A 17,646-nucleotide genomic window follows, 5' to 3' on the forward strand; every position below is an offset into this window, starting at 1 on the left:
TCAGACCGAAAAGGAGTTGCCGCAGCCGCAGGTCGTCGCTGCGTTGGGATTGCGGATCACAAACTGCGCGCCCTCTACGTCGTCCTTGTAGTCGATTTCCGCGCCCTGAAGGTATTGGACGCTCATCGGGTCAACAACCAGGGTCACGCCGCCCTTCTCGACGCGAGAATCTTCAGCGTCGTCGGCTTCGTCGAAGGTGAACCCGTACTGGAACCCCGAACAGCCGCCACCGGTCACGAACACGCGCAGCTTCAGGTTGGGATTGTTCTCCTCGTCCAGCAGCTCACGCACCTTGCGCGCCGCAGAATCCGAGAACAGCAGGGATGTCGAAATCGCTTCTTCACTCATAGCGGTAAGTCTACTCTCCAAAACCAGGCAGTAGAATCCCGTCGAGCATCCAGTGTGACTAGCCGGACGTCGGGCTAGCCTGACCGTCGCGCTCTGCGTCGCCCGTATTGGCTGCCGGATCGACGATCTCGTGTATACCCTTGGCCTCGTGCGTCACCGACTGCAAGGACGCCTCACCTTCGTGAATCATCTGGCCGTTGACGGTCGCGCCGCTGGCCATCTCGATCACCTTGTAATACACGTTGCCGGAAATGCGTGCCTTGTTGTTCAGGGACAGCCGCTCGGAGGCGTGCACGTCACCGGTAATGCTGCCATTGAGCACGACATTCGGAACCCGCACATCACCTTCAACCGCACCGGATTCGCTGATCGACAGTACCGCGGACTTGTCGGAAGCGGCGATCACCTTGCCCTTGATTCGTCCGTCGACATGCAGCCCGCCGGTAAAGCGGACATCGCCTTGAACCTCGGTCTGCCGGCCGATCAAGGTATCGACGGCATTGTTGGCCGGGCGCGGCACACCTTCCTTGCTTGCTTTGAACACTTCAGACCCCCTGGATCTTGCTCCAGTCATAAACGTCCTCAACGCGCGTCTGACCCGAACCTTCGGGCACCACCGCAATGGTCACGCGCAACGGGTTGAACCCCTCCGGAAGTTCAAACTCTCCGCTGAACTCCTGAAAGTACTTGAATGAAAATAACAGATTTCGCTCGGAACCAGCCGTCAGATCGCCAAGCGACAAGGTTTGCGTTCGATTCTCCCGGGCGCCCTGGATCGCGATCTCGACCCGCCCGGTGATACGCCGGTCGTGCCGTACCGACTGGATCAACACCAGTTCATAGCGCAGGCGCCCCTTGGTTTCTGGCGGATGTACCTTGAAATCGTAGACGCGTACACCGGTGCGGGCCTCGCCGGGCGAAACGATGCCCCGGTAGAAGGCGACCTGTTCCTGCAGGTCGGAGACCTCGGATTGCAGCTTGACTAGGGAGCCCCGCACACTCTGACAGGCCTGCTTGTCGATTTCCTGCGAGCGCTCCAGAAATACCACCTGCTCACGCAGTTCCTGCGCCTGTGTGCGCGCGTCACGCAGTTCACGCATCAGCTCACGCCGCTCCAGAGAAAGCTTCTGGCTTTCCACGCGGGTTTCCTCGAAATCGGAAACCGTTGTCGCCCGCGTATAGCTGTAGAGCGCCCAGGCCGCAATTGCCACGGCGGCGGTGATGAGAACAATCAGAATCGGACGAAACCAGGGCCGGTCTCGCTTGATGATGATCTTCGGGTTCATGGCCAGACAGGCGGCTGGTCCAGCGCAGTGACTTCATCGAAACCGAACATCAGGTTGAAGTTCTGCACGGCTTGTCCAGCCGCGCCCTTGACAAGATTGTCGATCACCGCCAGCACCACGACGGTGTCCCGCCCCATGGGGCGATGAACCGCGATTCGGCAGGTATTCGAGGCGCGCACCGATCGCGTATCCGGCGCCGCCCCCGCCGGCATCACATCAACGAACGGCTCATCGCGATACCGCGCCTCGAACAAGGCCTGGTAGTCGAGATCCCCCTTGACCCTGGCATAGAGCGTTGCATGGATGCCGCGCACCATGGGGACCAGATGCGGCGTGAATGTCAGGGAAACCGCCGGCCCGGCAATACCGACCAACCCTTGCTCGATTTCCGGCAGATGCCGATGGCCGGCCACGCCATAGGCCTTGAAGGAATCCGTCGCCTCTGCGAACAACGAACCCAGCTTGAGTTCACGCCCGGCGCCGCTGACACCGGACTTGCAGTCCGCGATCAGGCTTTCCGCGTCTACAGCCCGTGCCTCCAGCAGCGGCAGGAAACCGAGCTGGACGGCGGTCGGGTAACAGCCGGGATTGCCGACGACGCTCGCGCGACGAATGTGCTCGCGTTTGATCTCGGGCAATCCATAAACCGCAGCTTCCAGCAAATCGGGACAGGCATGCGCATGCCCATACCACTGCTTGTAGACCGCGGCGTCACGCAAGCGAAAATCGGCCGACAGGTCGACGACGCGTACGCCGCGCGACACCAGTTCCGGGGCCATTTGCATCGCCGTGCTGTGCGGCGTGGCGAAGAACACCGCATCGCAACCCGCCAGCGCAGCGATATCCGGCGCCGTGAATTCCAGGCCGTCGAAAAATCCGCGCAACTGCGGGAACATCTCGGTCACCGGTTTGCCGGCCTCCTTGCGCGAGGTCAGATGCTCGACGCGCGCATACGGATGCCGCGCCAACAGACGCAGAAGCTCGGCTCCGGTATATCCCGAGCCGCCGACGATTCCGACCTTGATCATGCGAGGACGCTCTGACAACTGAGCGCGCGATATTAGCGGCAATGCACCCCTGCGAGACAGGCCTGGCATAAACTTCGCCGGTGCGCATTCACACGATCACGGGAAACTCAAACGATGCTCTGGCTCAAGGCCTTCCACATCATCTTCATGGTCACCTGGTTTGCAGGCCTGTTCTATCTGCCGCGCCTGTTCGTTTACCACGTCGGCGTCAGCGACGATGCGGGCAAGCAGCGCTTCAGCACGATGGAGCGCAAGCTGTACGCGATCATGATGATCGGCATGCTCGGCACCTGGGTGTTTGCGATCGCAATGATCGTGACCACGCCCGGTTACCTGCAGATGGGCTGGCTGCACGCCAAGATCACGCTGGCACTGTTGCTGTCGGGCTATACCGGCTGGCTCAAATCGCACATACGACGGCTGGCCGCGCACGCCAACACCAAAAGCGAGCGTTACTTCCGCATCATCAACGAAGTTCCGGCCGTGTTCCTGATCGCGATCGTGATACTCGCGGTGGTCAAGCCATTCTGAATCTGAGCGGTCGCGCCCCTGCGGCGCGACCGCGGTACGCAGACTTCAGGATTCGTCGCCGTACATCTGGGACTGCTGATAGTTCTGTAGGCCGACCTTGTCGATCAGGCCGAGCTGCTCTTCCAGGAAGTCGATGTGCTCTTCCTCACTCTCCTGAATCTCGACCAACAGCTCACGCGTCACGTAGTCGCGGACCTGTTCGCAATAGGCGATCGCCTCCTTGTACATCGGGTGCGCTTCCTGCTCGCGCTTGAGATCGGCGCGCAGCAGCTCGGGTACGTCTTCACCGATGAACAGGCGTCCGAGATCCTGCAGGTTCGGCAGACCTTCGAGAAACAGGATTCGCTTGACCAGTTTGTCAGCGTGCTTCATCTCGTCGATCGACTCTTCGTACTCTTTCTTGCCGAGCCGATGAAAACCCCAGTTCTCCAGCATGCGCGCATGCAGGAAATACTGGTTGATCGCCGTGAGTTCGTTTTTCAGCGCCAGATTGAGATATTCCAGCACTTTGGCGTCGCCCTGCATTGCACACTCCTGTAAGTCTTGAGGATCGTGCGCAGTCTACGCGCGGACATCGCCACCGGGAACCCCGGAATAGACCATAAACCGCTGTTTTTATTTATAATTTTTAACGATTATGCTTGGGATTCTCGTTCACACCGACCGCGTCCGCGCTGCGGCCTGCATCAACGGCGCCGAAACCTCCGGCAGGGCCGAGGACAAGACCTCACGTGCAGTGGGTACACACTTGCCACAACAGGTTCCCAGGCCGAGTTCGCGCGTCAGGTCACGCAGCGTGCAGGCGCCCTCGCCCACTGCGCGACGGATGCGGGACTCGCTGACAGCCTTGCAAATGCAGACATACATGGAAATCAGGCTCGGAAGGACTTGGAAAAACATGAACGAGAGTGATTCCGATTACATTACAAATGCGAATCGGTGTCAATAATGTCTGCGAGTGATTTTAACTATCGTCCTTCGCCGATCGATGGCGAATCGCGCGATCAGCCTCTGGCGCTCACGCCATAGGGCGGATAGCGTCGACGCTGCGGCTGCACGCCAATCAAGGGCGCCAGCTCACGCATTGCAGCGCGATAGACATCGCGCTTGAAGGACACGACATCGCGCAAGGGGTACCAGAAATCGACCCAGCGAAAGCCGTCGAATTCCGGACGTTCGCAGCGATCGAAGCGAATCGCCGATTCGTCGGCTTTAAGGCGCAACAGAAACCAGATCTGTTTCTGGCCGATGCACATTGGAACGCGGCCGCGCCGGATATAGCGTTTGGGCAGACGGTAACGCAGCCAGTCCTCGGTGCGCCCCAGAACGACGACGTGCTCGGGGTCGAGGCCCAATTCCTCCATCAATTCGCGATACAGCGCCTGTTCGGGGGATTCGCCGGGACTGAGTCCACCCTGTGGAAACTGCCAGGCATTCTGTCCGATTCGTTTGGCCCACAGCACGCGGCCCTGCTCGTTACTCAGAATGATCCCGACGTTCGGGCGAAAGCCCTCGGCGTCGACCACGATCCTGCCCTCGTTTGGTCGGTATCCTATTGTTTCACAGCACCACAGCTGCGCCAATCGGCGGCGGCGACGCGGTGCCCCCAAAAGCGCGTGTTTTCCGGAGCCTGCTTGATGCAACTGGCCGTTTTCGATCTCGACAATACCCTGCTGTCCGGAGACAGCGACTACCTCTGGGGTCAGTTCCTGGCCGACGGCGGCTATGTCGACGCCGATCAGTATGCACACGCCAACCGCCGCTTTTACGAGCAGTATCTCGCAGGGGAACTGGACATTGCGGAGTTCGCGGCATTTTCGCTGCGTCCGCTGGTCGAACTCGGCGCACCCAGCCTGGCTGCGCTGCGACCGCGTTTTGTTCGGGACAAGATCACGCCGATCGTCAGCGAACAGGCCTACGCCCTGCTCGAGCGTCATCGAGCCGATGGCGACACCCTGCTGATCACCACCGCAACCAGCCGCTTCATCACCGAGCCGATCGCCGAACTGCTGGGCGTTGAGCACCTGATCGCGACCGACCCGGAGGTCATCGACGGGGTCTACACCGGTCGCATCGCCGGCACGCCGAATTTTCAGGATGGCAAGTGCATCAGACTGCGCCAATGGATCGAGGCCGCCGCCGCCCCGGTCACACACATGACCGCCTACAGCGATTCCCGCAACGACGTGCCACTGCTGGAGATGGCTGACGTGCAGATTGCCGTGGACCCCGACCCGGTACTGCGAGACATCGCGGCCGCGCGCGGCTGGCCGATCATTTCCTTGCGCTCACCCTCGACCGCGCCCCGCTGATTTGCCGACTGGTCCGGTCCCGCCCCAGGATGTGTACCCCGCTCCTCGACAGGACAGTTGCATGATCGTTTTCGTAACCGGCGCGAGCGCCGGATTCGGTGCCGCCATCGCGCGCCGCTTCGCCACTGACGGACACCGTCTCATCATCACCGGACGGCGCATGGAGCGCCTTCAATCACTGGCGGACGAGATCGGGCCATCCATGGCCCTGCCGCTGGCGCTTGATGTGCGTGACCGTACCGCCGTGGAGTCGGCCATCGCCACGCTGCCGGAAGAATTTCGCGAGATCGATCTGCTGGTCAACAACGCCGGCTTGGCACTGGGACTGGAGCCGGCTCCACAGGCCTCGCTCGACGACTGGGAACAGATGGTCGACACCAACATCAAGGGCGTGCTGTATCTCACGCGCAGCCTGCTTCCAGGCATGGTGGAACGCGGACGTGGGCATATCGTGAACATCGGCTCCACCGCTGGTGAATGGCCGTATCCGGGCGGCAATGTCTACGGCGGCACCAAGGCCTTCGTGCGCCAGTTCTCGCTGAATCTGCGTGCCGACCTGCTGGGTACGCCGGTGCGGGTCAGCAACGTCGAGCCGGGCCTGGCCGGCGGCACCGAATTTTCCAATGTCCGGTTTCACGGCGACGATGAACGGGCCGCCAAGGTCTACAGCAATACGCAGGCGATGACGGCCGAGGACATTGCCGAAACCGTGCATTGGATCGCGACGCGCCCCGCGCACCTCAACATCAATACCGTTTCCCTGATGCCGGTCAGCCAGGCCTTCGGCCCGCTGGCAGTCAAGCGCGACGCCTGAACGGGCGCACGGCACTCAGCCTTCGACTGACCTTGCCCGCGAAAAACGTATCCCTTGCCGTGTGATTCAACCCACGCAAGGAGAACGACGTGACCAAGACAACGGCGCTGCACTCAAGGGCTGCACCGTGTTGGCGATGCTGCACTGGCTGGGCATCGCACCGTCTTACTCGCGTCCACGCGTGTCCGACGACAACGCCTTCGTCGAATCGCTGTTCCGCACCGCCAAGTACCGCCCTGGGTTTCCCGCACAGGGATTCGACACTCTCGATCACGCCCGGCACTGGCCGGCGGGCTTGGTCGACTGGTACAACCACCAGCACCGGCACAGCGGCATTCGTTACGTCGCGCCCGCGCAGCGGCAGCCGGTGACGATCACCGCATCCTCGCGCAGCGCCATGCGCTCTACGTCGAAGCCCGAGCGCAAAACCCGCGACGATGGACACGACATACGCGTAACTGGACGCCGATCGGTGCCGTGACGCTCAATCCCGAGCGTCCCACCGCCGCAGCCCGCTTCGGCGCCGGCGATCAACACTCAAATCGCTGCATGATTCAGGCGACCGATTCAGCGCTCGAAGTCGCCCTGGATCTTGTCGCGACGATGCGCCAAGGGATCGTCTCCGTCTTCCCGGGCCTGTTCGTCTCTCGCTTCGCGCAACTCGTCGTCGAGCGCCTTGTTTATCTGCTCGACTGATCGTCGACCTTCCAGGACAGCCGCCGCTCCGCATGCTTGCAGCCGAACTTGGCCGCGCTGCAGCCATCCAGCCCGGCGGCCGGCAGCACCAGCAGCAGGAAACGCGCAAGCGCACGACACCCGGAGCATTTCCGGAGCCGGAACATGCACCGGGCGTCGTCGAGCGAAGCGACCCGGCGGGTATGGTGTACGGGCTTTGTGGCGGCCTGCGCAAACGACCAATCGTCGACTTATTCGTCGATCGGTTCCATCTCGAAGTCGTCCTTCGAGGCACCACAATCGGGACAGGTCCAGGAATCCGGGATGTCTTCCCAGCGGGTTCCCGGCGCGATGCCCTCGTCGGGCAGACCCTTGGCTTCATCGTAGATAAAGTCGCAAATCACGCAGTGCCACTTACGCATTCGAATCCTTCGGCTTTGAAACGATTTCAGGGAGACGGCGCTCGACCCAGCGATAACGCCGACGCCGCGTGTGAACGCGGCGCAGGCAGCATTCTACCAGCCTCGGCAGCGCGGTCGAATCCGCGCTTGGGGCTACACCGCTTGGGACTACACTGGCGAGGGGCCGGAATGTGCGTACTTGGCCAGCACGCGCGTCCGGACCGAAGGCTTGATGTTGGCCTGCCGCATATCCCCGGCGTAGTGCGCGACCACTCTGGGGTTCATCAGCCGGAACCAGCTTGACGGAAAATAGGCCAGAAGGATCATTGAGGCGTAGCCCGACGGCAACTGCGGCGCTTCGTCGAAATGGCGCAGCGCCTGATAGGAACGTATCGGGTTGGCGTGATGATCCGAATGGCGTTGCAACTGGTACAGCAGCAGCTTGGTGACGACATGGTTGCTGTTCCAGGAATGCTTGGGCTGGCAGCACTCGTAGCGCCCGTTGGCCAGGCGTTCACGGCACAGGCCGTAGTGCTCCACATAGTTCACGACTTCGAGCAGGCTTGCGCCGTAGAACGCGGCGATCAGCAGAAACGGCGCGACGGTCCAGCCGAGCGCCGCGATCAGTCCGCCGAACAGCAGCGCTGTAAGCGCGGTGGTTTGCAGAATGTCGTTGCGCCAGCTCCACACCGAATGGCCGCGACGCGCCAGGCGTTCTCGCTCCAGACAGAGGTCAGACTGCCGATCATCGTGCGCGGCAGAAAACTCCAGAATGACTCACCGAAGCGTGCCGACGCCGGGACTTCCGGCGTGGCGACGCGAACATGATGGCCGCAGTTGTGCTCCACGAAAAAATGGCCGTAGACCGTCGGCAGCAAGCTGATCTTGGCGAGCCAGCGCTCTAACGGTGAGGTCTTGTGCCCAAGCTCATGCATGCCATGATCGGCGCCCCCAACAACCACGAATGGCGCTTGCCGTCCCTTCCAGGACGTGGAATCGATCGTTGCCGAGCGCATTACCTTCCTCCAGTGCACGGATCGAGTCTGAGCTGACCGCGGCGGATTTTGGGTCGCGCGGTCGGTGCGGATCGAGTGGAGCGACTAAGCCGCAGTTTCGCCGCGAATCACGCGATCAAGCAGGGTCTTGGCGAACGGATCCGGGTTGATCGGCTCCGAACGCCCGTCGCGCAAATCGCCCAGCAGCATACTGACGCGCAGTTGCAGTGCGGCGGTCCCGTCGAACTCGACGAAAGCGATCGAGTCGCGCTGCGGATGGAAGGAATTGACCCGCAACCAGCGTGTGCGCTGCTGTTCGCGGTCGAGAACACGGAACCAGGCACCCGGGGTACACAGCAGATCGAGCAGACGGCGCGTGTCGCCATCAGAGACGGCGTTGCTACCGCCTTCGCGCTTCTGCGCGTTCATGTCGGGCGCCGTCCCGAACGGCGCAGCATCCATCGCCGGCTCGGGCACCAATTCGGTGGCCGCCTGCGGTGCACCGTGCTCGGCAGACGCGACCGGCTCCGCGGGCACTTCGGGCGCCGCCTGGGTTGCCGCAGGCGTCGCATCCCTGGAATCGAATTCGGCATAGGCCTGACGCAGCCCCGCCAGCAGGCGCGCGCACTTGTCGTCGGACATGCCGACCTTGCGCAAATCGGAGGACAGCGCCGCAATGACCGCATCGCGCCGATGCTGGATTTCGGCATCAGCCGCTATCGGTCGCATTCCGGCAAGCACCTCATCCAGACGCGCAAGCCCATCGGTCCAACCGCTGCTGCGCACTCCGTAGCGCAACAGGCGCACGCACATCAACGGCGCCCAACCGGCATTGAACAGCGGCCATGCAGACGCCGGCACGTCTCGCCCGACGGTGCGAAGCGTCAACTCCTCGGCAACGATGCGTTTCACCTTGCCGAGAATCGCCTCGCGCCGAATTCGGGCCTGGACCTCGATCTGGCCGAGGAACCCTTCGATATCCGGTTTCCCCAGCGGCTCGGCGTCCCGCAGGCTGGGCCGCACGCTTTCGGGATTGAGATCGAACTGGTTGCGAACCTCGCGCACCAGCCATTCGACTTCCCGCTGGGCGTCGCCGTCGACGGCACGCGATGCGGCCACCATCGTCGCGATCTCGTGAATCAATGAACGTACGGGATGCTGCGCATCGTTGAAGAATCCGGGATCGGACAGCGCCGTCTTGATCACCGGAAAGCGCAGTTGTTCCAGAGAAGGCTTCAGCGACGACGGGACATTCGGATCGCCCAGGATGTCCGCGAACAGACGGCCCACCAGAGCAAGCCGCTGGGTGGCCGCCTGCGCCCAGAGACTGGCCGACGAACCACCCAGCGTGCTGGCCAGTTCCGCCGCCAGAGACGCATCGCTGAACTGACCAGGGGCCGACCCGGACAGGGAATTCGGAATGGAGCCGGCCGAGAGGCCTGCGCCGTAGCGTTCGCTCGCCCACCCACTCATGGCGGACGGCATCCCCTCACCGAGCGCACGCAATGCATCCAGCGTTGCGCGATCAACGGTGGCGCCAGCCGGCGTCCAGCGCGAGGGCTCCACCGTCGGTGCCGTCGGCACCGACTTGATGCCTTGCGATTCCAGCCAATTGAGTGTTTGTGCGTAAAACTCACCGAGCGAGCAAATGATGCTGCGGTCAAACAACTTGTAGACGACCAGCTTGATGTCGAATTCGATGTCCAGAGGTTCAACGGCGCGCCGAAAGGCTCCGCACAGCGACGCCGGCGCAAGACCTTGCGAAGTCAGTTGAACCTTGTAGGTGCGCGACACGGTATCGAGACGGCGATCGAGTTCCCAGATCAGGTCGCGGTACAGTCCATCGGCCTTGGCTTCCATGTTGGAGATCGCGATCGATTCTTCGAGCGCTTCGGTCGGCTTGAGCGACAGATGCTCGAAATCGATATTGACGGCGCCGGCTTCGTTGCTGCCGGAACTCAACAAGGCTTCGCCCAGCAGCGTCAGGAAGCGGCTGACGATACGCGACTGCTCGATTCTCAGCACCCGCATCGTGTCGAAATAGAGGCGCTGCTCCTCGTTGTTGCGCGACTTTTCGCTCATCTCGAACAGCGCGTCGTCCGCGCCTTCGAACATCTTGCGGGTCAACTCGGAAAAAGCCGCACGGACCCGGTTGCTCAGGCCTTCGACAATGGCTGACGCTGGCCCCGCGACTTCCTGCGGTGGAGCCGTTCGTCCATTGGGAAACGTGTGAACCGTCGCCGCCATATCCCCTAGCCTGGGCTTGCCGGTTTCGGAAATGGCGGCCGAGGCGGCCGAGGCCATCTATGGCCACCCCCGAGACCAAGCTCATTATTCACTATCCGACAACCGGCCCGAACCAGTCCCCGCCCGCGAAGCCATGAAACAGAGAGCTGTCTCCACAGGACTCACGCAAATTGACCAGTACAGTGGCCTGCGAAAACGGCGACAAAATCGCCACTCCGTTGCCGCTGGATTGATAGCACAGCCTGTGCCATGTCGTCGAGCCTGGTGCGGTGGCTCAAATGGTTTTAGTATCGCCACCCTCAACGTCATCCGCTTATGCGGATAAGCGGATATAATTTTCCGATGAGCGAGATCAAGACCCCAGTGCCGACGCCCTCCTTCCAAGACATCGAAGCACAACTGCGTCGGCGCATACTCGTGCTCGACGGCGCCATGGGCACGATGATCCAGGGCTACAAGCTCGGCGAGGCCGACTACCGCGGCGCGCGCTTCGCGGACTGGCCCAGCGACATCCAGGGCAACAACGACCTGCTGTCGATCACGCAGCCGGACATCATCCGCGAGATTCACGGCAAGTACTTCTCGGCGGGTAGCGACATCGTCGAGACCAACACCTTCAATGCTCAGAAGATCTCCCAGGCCGACTACGGCATGGAAGCGCTGGCCTATGAAATCAACGTCGCGGCCGCGCGCGTGGCGCGCGAGGCGGCGGACGCCGCGAGCACGCCGCAGCGCCCGCGCTTCGTCGCCGGGGCGCTGGGCCCGACCAACCGCACCGCCAGCATCAGCCCGGACGTGAACGATCCCGGCAAGCGCAACGTGACCTACGAGGAACTGGTCGACGCCTACCTCGAACAGGCGCGCGGGCTCGCCGACGGCGGCGTGGACCTGTTCATGATCGAAACGATCTTCGACACGCTCAACGCCAAGGCCGCGATCTTCGCGGTGGAGACGCTGTTCGAGGAACGCGGCCAGCGCTGGCCGGTGATCCTGTCCGGCACCATCACCGACGCTTCCGGACGCACCCTGTCGGGCCAGGTCACCGAGGCCTTCTGGAATTCGGTGCGCCACGCCAAGCCGCTGGCCATCGGCCTCAACTGCGCGCTCGGCGGCAAGGAAATGCGCCCCTACATCGAGGAGCTGTCGCGCCTCGCCGACTGCTACATCTCCTGCTATCCGAACGCCGGCCTGCCGAACGCCTTCGGCGAGTACGACGAACACCCGGAAGACACCGCCTGCATCATCGAGGAGTTCGCGCATTCGGGGCTGGTGAACCTGGTCGGCGGCTGCTGCGGCACCACGCCGGACCACATCGCGCACATCGCGAAACATGTCGAGGGCATCGCGCCACGCACGCCGGCCGCGCACGATCCGGTGTGCCGCCTCGCCGGCCTGGAACCGCTGAACCTGACGGCCGAGCTGAATTTCTGCAACGTCGGCGAACGCACCAACGTCACCGGCTCGGCCAGGTTCCGCAACCTGATCAAGGACGGCGACTACACCAGCGGGCTGACCGTGGCGCGCCAGCAGGTCGAAGCCGGCGCGCAGATCATCGACGTCAACATGGACGAAGGCATGCTCGACGGCGTCGAGGCCATGAGCACCTTTCTCAAGCTGATCGCCTCGGAACCGGACATCAGCCGCGTGCCGGTGATGATCGACTCCTCCAAGTGGACAGTGATCGAAGCCGGGCTGCGCTGCGTACAGGGCAAGCCGGTGGTCAACTCCATTTCCATGAAGGAAGGCGAAGCCGCCTTCATCGAGCACGCGCGCCTGTGCCGCAAGTACGGCGCGGCCGTGGTGGTGATGGCCTTCGACGAGGACGGCCAGGCCGACAATCTGGAACGCCGCAAGCAGATCTGCGGCCGTGCCTACCAGATTCTCACCGAGACGGTCGGCTTTCCGCCCGAGGACATCATCTTCGACCCGAACATCTTCGCGGTCGCCACCGGCATCGAGCAGCACAACAACTACGGTGTGGACTTCATCGAGGCCACGCGCTGGGTGCGTGAGAACCTGCCGCATGTCTCGGTCTCCGGCGGCGTCTCCAATGTCTCGTTCTCGTTCCGCGGCAACAACGAGGTGCGCGAGGCGATTCACAGCGTGTTCCTGTATCACGCGATTCAGGCCGGCCTGAACATGGGCATCGTCAACGCCGGCCAGCTCGCGATCTACGCGGACCTCGACCCCGAGCTGCGCGAGCGCATCGAGGATGTGATTCTCAACCGCCGCGCGGACGGCACCGAGCGCTTGCTGGAGATCGCCGAACGCTTTCGCGGCACCGGCGAGAAGAAGGCCGTGGACGACGAAGTCTGGCGCAAGCTGCCGCTCGGCGAGCGCATCACCCACGCCCTGGTCAAGGGCATCGACGCTTACGTCGAGGAAGACGTGGAGGCGCTGCGCGCCGAACTGGCGAGCCAGGGCAAGCGCCCGCTGGAGGTGATCGAAGGCCCGCTGATGGACGGCATGAACGTGGTCGGCGACCTGTTCGGCGCCGGCAAGATGTTCCTGCCGCAGGTGGTCAAGTCCGCGCGCGTGATGAAGAAGGCCGTGGCCTATCTGATTCCGTTCATCGAGGCCGAGAAGCAGCCGGGCGAGGTACACAAGGCCAAGGGCAGGATCCTCATGGCCACGGTCAAGGGCGACGTGCACGACATCGGCAAGAACATCGTCGGCGTGGTCCTGCAATGCAACAACTATGACGTGGTCGATCTCGGCGTGATGGTGCCGGCGCAGAAGATTCTCGACGCCGCCAGGGCCGAAAAGGTGGACATCATCGGCGTCTCCGGCCTGATCACGCCCAGCCTCGACGAGATGGTGCATCTGGCCAAGGAAATGGAACGCCAGGGCTTCGACATCCCCTTGATGATCGGTGGCGCTACCACCTCGCGCGCGCACACCGCGGTCAAGGTCGACAAGGGCTACCACGGCCCGGTGGTCTGGGTGAAGGACGCCTCGCGCTCGGTGCCGATCGCGGCGGCCCTGCTGTCAGACGAACAGCGCCCGGTCCTGCTCGACAAGTTGCGCGAGGAATACGACGGCGTGCGCGAACGCCACGGCAAGCGCAACCGCCAGGAGAAGTTCCTGCGCCTGTCGCAGGCGCGCGAGAACCGCACGCCGATCGACTGGAACGGCTACCGCCCGTTCCGCCCGCGCATGCTGCTGCAACAGGCCAGGGACGTATCAATCGAATTCCCCTCCCCCTCCGGGAGAGGGGCCGGGGGTGAGGGCGCCCCACGCCTCCGCCACATCCCACACGAAATCACCGAAGCCGCACGCCGCCAGCGGCAAGACGCGACCGATGCCGAGCAATTCCTGTGGAGCCTGCTGCGCGACCACCGTTTCGGCAACCACAAATTCCGGCGCGAACATCCGCTGCCGCCGTATCGCCTGGATTTCTATTGCCACGAATTGAAGCTGGCCATCGAACTGGATGGCGGGCAGCGCAACGAAGATACGCAGGCCCGGCACGATACGGCGCGTGATGCGTTTCTGTTGTCCGAGGGCATCGAAGTCGTACGCGTCTGGAATCATGATTTGTTCGAGCGAACCGAAGATGTACTGGGGCATCTGTGGAACGCTTGTGAGGCTCGCGGCAGTAGGTCGCCCTCACCCCCGGCCCCTCTCCCCAGGGGAGAGGGGAGGCAAGCGACCCAGTTCGTCCACGAACTCAAGAACTACCCGATCGAGGAACTGCGCGAATACATCGATTGGCAGCCTTTCTTCATTTCCTGGGAGATGAAGGGCCGCTTCCCGGACCTGCTCAACAATCCGGCCACCAGCGAAGTCGCACGCAAGCTGTGGGACGACGCCCAGACCATGCTCGACCGGATCATCGCCGAAAAGTGGCTCAAGGCAAGTGGCGTGTTCGGGCTGTTCCCGGCGCAGGCGGACGGTGACGACACGGTGATCTTCGCCGACGAAACGTATCAGACCGAAATCGCGCGTCTACACCACCTGCGCCAGCAGAGTGAGCACCGCCCCGGCATTCCAAACCGCAGCCTCGCCGACTACGTGGCACCGCGCGAAACCGGCCTTCACGACTACGTCGGCGCCTTCGCGGTCACCGCCGGCATCGGCAGCGCCGAACGCGTCGAAGCCTTCAAGAAGGCCAATGACGACTACAACGCGATCCTGCTGGAGTCGATCGCCGACCGCCTCGCGGAGGCCTTTGCCGAACGCCTGCATCAACGCGTGCGCAAGGAATGGTGGGGCTATGCCGCCGACGAGCACCTGCCCAATGAAGCGCTGATCGCCGAGCAATACGCAGGCATCCGCCCGGCCCCAGGCTACCCCGCCTGTCCGGAGCACACCGAGAAGCAGACGCTGTGGCAACTGCTGGACGTGAACCAGCGCATCGGCATCGAACTCACCGAGAGCATGGCGATGTGGCCCGGCGCCTCGGTATCCGGCTGGTATTTCGGCCATCCCGAATCGCAGTATTTCGTGGTCGGCCGCATCAATCGCGATCAGGTCGAGGACTACGCGCAGCGCAAGGGCTGGGATTTCCGTACGGCCGAGAAATGGCTGGCGCCGAACCTGGGTTACGAGCCGGAAGACTGATCAGGACTGGCGACTATTCGCCGACCGAGCTCGCGCGTGTGCAGCACCAAAGCCAGAAGCGCAGGCGCCATCAGGGCGCCAAAGCCGAACCAATGAAATAGAGTCGCGCCCACTGCGCCGTCTCACCGGATTTCATGGTTGATGAGTTACCACCTGCCCGGCGTCATGGCACAGATCGCCGGTTGCTGACGAGGGTGGCGTCACGGAGCCATGTAGCTTTGCATGAGATGGCTCTGGCATCAGCTTGAGGTGTTTTTCCCCTCTTTGGTCATCTGTGTCTCGTACTCCGCCCCATGCTTATGTAGATAGTCTCGTATCAGCTGCCGCACGACTTGCGAGGGTGTCAGATCCTGCAAAGCGCATAGCTGCTCAAAGGCTCGTTTCTTTTGGGGGTCTATGAGCAGAGTGAGGCGAGCAGTTTTCTTTTCCATTAGCATTCCCCTCCTGACATTAACATCCAATGTTAATGTCATTACTCTCATCCCGCAATGTCTTAACGTGAATCACGCGCCGCGTGATGCCGGATGCTCGCATTGAAACATGGTGCCCAATGCTTGCACATAATTACAACTACATGTTAACGTAATTAACATGCTTTCCGCCCCCTGCGCCCAATTTTCCGCTCGACGCCGCCATGGCGAGGGTGCATTACAGCGAGGGCCATCGAATGTCGCGCCAAAGGTTTTCGGTTAGCCTGCCCAGCATCTCCACAGGTCTTCGCGCTGCGTGGCGGGAGGGTTACGGACTCTCGGATTTACGCAAAGACGTGATGGCTGGCCTTACCATCGGTACCGTGGCCGTGCCACTGTCGATGGCGCTGGCGATCGCTACAGGCGTTCCACCTCAGCAGGGTCTCTATACAGCGATTGTGGCTGGGGCCATCATCGCGTTGACCGGCGGTGCTCGCTTCAGTGTCTCAGGCCCGACAGCCGCTTTTGTCGTCATACTTTTCCCGATTGTTCAGCAGTACGGTCTCGGCGGATTGCTTTTAGCCTCGATGATGGCCGGCATCATTCTGGTGGTTTTGGGGGTTACCCGAATGGGGCGCCTGATCGAGTTCATACCCTATCCCGTGGTTTTGGGCTTCACGGCGGGGATAGCAGTTGTCATCGCGGTACTACAGATTCCCGATTTTCTGGGGCTGAGCGTTGGGCAGCTCGGTGAGCATTTTGTCGAAAACTTGGGCCGGATCCTCACCTCACTCCCCAGCCTCAATATGCTTGAGTTCGGTATTGGTGCATTCGCTCTCGTCGTCATGCAGCTTTGGCCGCGATTGCATGTGCCCATTCCGGCGCCCCTAGTCGGGCTGGTCGTTGGCGCTATCACGGCTTACGGTGCCAATCAGTGGTTCGGGAGCGCCGGCGCGCCTGCCGTTGAGACGATTGCCTCACGCTTTACCTGGGAGGCCAATGGCGAGACGGGTACTGGAATCCCCCCTATAGCGCCTTCCTTCATGGCTCCTTGGCTATTACCGGGAGCCAATGGAGAGCCCCTTGAACTGAATTTCGAACTGATTCGTGCTCTGCTAGGGCCTGCCTTTGCCATTGCCATGCTAGGGGCGATCGAGTCACTGCTGTGCGCGGTGGTATCGGATGGTCTGACGAAGACCAAGCATGATCCCAACGCCGAGCTGATTGGCCAAGGGCTGGGCAACATCATCGCGCCACTGTTCGGCGGCATCACCGCCACGGCGGCCATTGCCCGGACAGCAACCAACATCCGAAGCGGCGCTCGTTCACCCATCGCGGCAGTGGTGCATTCTGTAGTGGTGCTGTTGGCGGTCATTGCACTCGCTGGATTGCTGGGCCTCGTGCCCATGGCTGCCCTCGCGGCTCTGCTATTCATCATTGCCTGGAACATGAGCGAAGCGCGTCATTTCCTGCATACCTTGCGGTCGGCGCCTCCTGGCGACGTGGCCATTCTCGTCACCTGCTTCGGACTGACCGTCCTGTTTGACATGGTTCTGGCCGTCGCTGTCGGTATGGGACTGGCGGCGGCACTTTTCATTCGGCGTATGGCCTTGCTGACCACAACTGATCGTATCGAGGCCGAGAATCACCCTACTGTCAACGGGCTGCCTCCAGAAGTGGCCGTTTACGAGATCAATGGCCCCCTGTTCTTCGGGGTGGCCGAGAAAGCCCTCACATCACTGCACTTGGTCGATCGTAACGTCCAGCTTGTACTTATTGACATGCGCAAGGTGCCCAGCATGGATGGCACGGCAATCGTCGCTCTCCAGTCGCTAATCGACGAAATGCATCGCGAGGGAATAGCGCTGATCCTGATGGGATTACCGACGCGGATCATCGTCAAACTGCGTCGTGCAGGCATTCGAAAGGAAAAAGGAGTGCTGACGTACTGCAAAGACTGGCAGTGGGCCAAGGTCGTCGTGCTGCGTTGGCATCATGAGCGCAACGAGATGGATCGAAACGCGGAGGTATTTTAA

The 17,646-nt window shown here is 62.0% G+C and carries 16 protein-coding genes and 2 pseudogenes; 7 read left to right on the forward strand and 11 right to left on the reverse strand.

Annotation, left to right across the window (positions count from 1 at the left end; genetic code table 11):
- From erpA to argC, 4 genes are read right to left on the reverse strand one after another with little or no spacing between them, the layout of a single operon-like run.
- Positions 1 to 348 carry an iron-sulfur cluster insertion protein ErpA gene (erpA, locus tag RM530_RS04470; protein WP_311364005.1) on the reverse strand — a complete coding sequence of 116 codons (348 nt, stop codon included), beginning with the start codon at positions 346 to 348 and terminating at the stop codon, positions 1 to 3.
- A gap of 58 nt (positions 349 to 406) precedes the next feature.
- A complete protein-coding gene (locus RM530_RS04475) occupies positions 407 to 892 on the reverse strand; it encodes a bactofilin family protein (protein ID WP_311364006.1) in 486 nt (161 codons plus the stop codon).
- Between the two features lies 1 nt (position 893).
- The gene (locus RM530_RS04480; protein WP_311364007.1) at positions 894 to 1,634 is read right to left on the reverse strand and encodes a DUF6776 family protein; all 741 of its coding nucleotides are present in this window, start codon (positions 1,632 to 1,634) and stop codon (positions 894 to 896) included.
- Positions 1,631 to 2,662, reverse strand: coding sequence for an N-acetyl-gamma-glutamyl-phosphate reductase (gene argC / locus RM530_RS04485; RefSeq protein ID WP_311364008.1), 1,032 nt, complete (start codon positions 2,660 to 2,662; stop codon positions 1,631 to 1,633). Before argC ends, RM530_RS04480 begins: the two co-directional genes overlap by 4 nt.
- A gap of 114 nt (positions 2,663 to 2,776) precedes the next feature.
- Between argC and RM530_RS04490 the strand changes: the two genes are divergently transcribed.
- Complete coding sequence (locus tag RM530_RS04490; RefSeq protein WP_311364009.1) at positions 2,777 to 3,193, forward strand: CopD family protein; 417 nt, start codon at positions 2,777 to 2,779, stop codon at positions 3,191 to 3,193.
- 45 nt (positions 3,194 to 3,238) lie between these two features.
- Here the strand turns inward: RM530_RS04490 and bfr are convergent, their stop codons facing one another.
- From bfr to RM530_RS04505, 3 genes are all read right to left on the reverse strand, one after another.
- Complete coding sequence (bfr, locus tag RM530_RS04495; protein ID WP_311364010.1) at positions 3,239 to 3,718, reverse strand: bacterioferritin; 480 nt, start codon at positions 3,716 to 3,718, stop codon at positions 3,239 to 3,241.
- Between the two features lie 129 nt (positions 3,719 to 3,847).
- Entirely contained in the window at positions 3,848 to 4,060 is a 213-nt protein-coding gene (locus RM530_RS04500) for a bacterioferritin-associated ferredoxin (protein ID WP_311364011.1), read from the reverse strand.
- A 137-nt stretch (positions 4,061 to 4,197) separates the two neighbouring features.
- Positions 4,198 to 4,719, reverse strand: coding sequence for an RNA pyrophosphohydrolase (locus tag RM530_RS04505; protein ID WP_311364012.1), 522 nt, complete (start codon positions 4,717 to 4,719; stop codon positions 4,198 to 4,200).
- Between the two features lie 111 nt (positions 4,720 to 4,830).
- On the opposite strand from RM530_RS04505, the gene RM530_RS04510 reads away from it, so the two are divergent.
- The 4 genes and pseudogenes from RM530_RS04510 (at position 4,831) to RM530_RS04525 (ending at position 7,015) form a co-directional block, all read left to right on the forward strand.
- A complete protein-coding gene (locus tag RM530_RS04510) occupies positions 4,831 to 5,505 on the forward strand; it encodes a histidinol-phosphatase (RefSeq protein ID WP_311364013.1) in 675 nt (224 codons plus the stop codon).
- 61 nt (positions 5,506 to 5,566) lie between these two features.
- The gene (locus tag RM530_RS04515) at positions 5,567 to 6,319 is read left to right on the forward strand and encodes an SDR family oxidoreductase (protein WP_311364014.1); all 753 of its coding nucleotides are present in this window, start codon (positions 5,567 to 5,569) and stop codon (positions 6,317 to 6,319) included.
- Positions 6,320 to 6,416: 97 nt separating this feature from the next.
- Positions 6,417 to 6,817 (forward strand): annotated as a pseudogene (locus tag RM530_RS04520) (integrase core domain-containing protein); the annotation flags it as partial.
- Complete coding sequence (locus tag RM530_RS04525; RefSeq protein WP_311364057.1) at positions 6,797 to 7,015, forward strand: hypothetical protein; 219 nt, start codon at positions 6,797 to 6,799, stop codon at positions 7,013 to 7,015. The pseudogene RM530_RS04520 and the gene RM530_RS04525, both read left to right, overlap by 21 nt.
- A 230-nt stretch (positions 7,016 to 7,245) precedes the next feature.
- Here RM530_RS04525 and RM530_RS04530 read toward each other — a convergent pair whose 3' ends face one another.
- The 3 genes and pseudogenes from RM530_RS04530 to RM530_RS04545 form a co-directional block, all read right to left on the reverse strand.
- A complete protein-coding gene (locus RM530_RS04530; RefSeq protein WP_311364015.1) occupies positions 7,246 to 7,416 on the reverse strand; it encodes a rubredoxin in 171 nt (56 codons plus the stop codon).
- Positions 7,417 to 7,563: 147 nt separating this feature from the next.
- Positions 7,564 to 8,327: pseudogene (locus tag RM530_RS04535) on the reverse strand (alkane 1-monooxygenase); the annotation flags it as partial.
- Positions 8,328 to 8,495: 168 nt separating this feature from the next.
- Positions 8,496 to 10,694 (reverse strand): DUF1631 family protein, encoded by a 2,199-nt coding sequence (locus tag RM530_RS04545; protein ID WP_311364018.1) that lies wholly within the window; start codon positions 10,692 to 10,694, stop codon positions 8,496 to 8,498.
- A 285-nt stretch (positions 10,695 to 10,979) separates the two neighbouring features.
- Here RM530_RS04545 and metH point away from each other — a divergent pair, with 285 nt between their 5' ends.
- Positions 10,980 to 15,200 carry a methionine synthase gene (gene metH / locus RM530_RS04550; protein ID WP_311364019.1) on the forward strand — a complete coding sequence of 1,407 codons (4,221 nt, stop codon included), beginning with the start codon at positions 10,980 to 10,982 and terminating at the stop codon, positions 15,198 to 15,200.
- Positions 15,201 to 15,439: 239 nt separating this feature from the next.
- Here metH and RM530_RS04555 read toward each other — a convergent pair whose 3' ends face one another.
- On the reverse strand, positions 15,440 to 15,631 hold the full coding sequence (locus RM530_RS04555) for a CopG family transcriptional regulator (protein WP_349256170.1): 192 nt from the start codon (positions 15,629 to 15,631) through the stop codon (positions 15,440 to 15,442).
- Positions 15,632 to 15,867: 236 nt separating this feature from the next.
- On the opposite strand from RM530_RS04555, the gene dauA reads away from it, so the two are divergent.
- Positions 15,868 to 17,646 carry a C4-dicarboxylic acid transporter DauA gene (gene dauA / locus RM530_RS04560; RefSeq protein ID WP_311364021.1) on the forward strand — a complete coding sequence of 593 codons (1,779 nt, stop codon included), beginning with the start codon at positions 15,868 to 15,870 and terminating at the stop codon, positions 17,644 to 17,646.

It is taken from the genome of Banduia mediterranea (assembly GCF_031846245.1).
GTDB classification, from domain to species: domain Bacteria; phylum Pseudomonadota; class Gammaproteobacteria; order Nevskiales; family Nevskiaceae; genus Banduia; species Banduia mediterranea.

Coding starts and splice junctions, on each gene's coding strand:
- RM530_RS04490 (WP_311364009.1), top strand. CDS start 2,777: ATGCTCTGGCTCAAGGCCTTCCACATCATCTTCATGGTCACCTGGTTT.
- RM530_RS04480 (WP_311364007.1), bottom strand. CDS start 1,634: ATGAACCCGAAGATCATCATCAAGCGAGACCGGCCCTGGTTTCGTCCG.
- RM530_RS04510 (WP_311364013.1), top strand. CDS start 4,831: ATGCAACTGGCCGTTTTCGATCTCGACAATACCCTGCTGTCCGGAGAC.
- metH (WP_311364019.1), top strand. CDS start 10,980: ATGAGCGAGATCAAGACCCCAGTGCCGACGCCCTCCTTCCAAGACATC.
- argC (WP_311364008.1), bottom strand. CDS start 2,662: ATGATCAAGGTCGGAATCGTCGGCGGCTCGGGATATACCGGAGCCGAG.
- RM530_RS04515 (WP_311364014.1), top strand. CDS start 5,567: ATGATCGTTTTCGTAACCGGCGCGAGCGCCGGATTCGGTGCCGCCATC.
- RM530_RS04555 (WP_349256170.1), bottom strand. CDS start 15,631: ATGGAAAAGAAAACTGCTCGCCTCACTCTGCTCATAGACCCCCAAAAG.
- RM530_RS04545 (WP_311364018.1), bottom strand. CDS start 10,694: ATGGCCTCGGCCGCCTCGGCCGCCATTTCCGAAACCGGCAAGCCCAGG.
- RM530_RS04500 (WP_311364011.1), bottom strand. CDS start 4,060: ATGTATGTCTGCATTTGCAAGGCTGTCAGCGAGTCCCGCATCCGTCGC.
- RM530_RS04530 (WP_311364015.1), bottom strand. CDS start 7,416: ATGCGTAAGTGGCACTGCGTGATTTGCGACTTTATCTACGATGAAGCC.
- dauA (WP_311364021.1), top strand. CDS start 15,868: ATGTCGCGCCAAAGGTTTTCGGTTAGCCTGCCCAGCATCTCCACAGGT.
- bfr (WP_311364010.1), bottom strand. CDS start 3,718: ATGCAGGGCGACGCCAAAGTGCTGGAATATCTCAATCTGGCGCTGAAA.
- erpA (WP_311364005.1), bottom strand. CDS start 348: ATGAGTGAAGAAGCGATTTCGACATCCCTGCTGTTCTCGGATTCTGCG.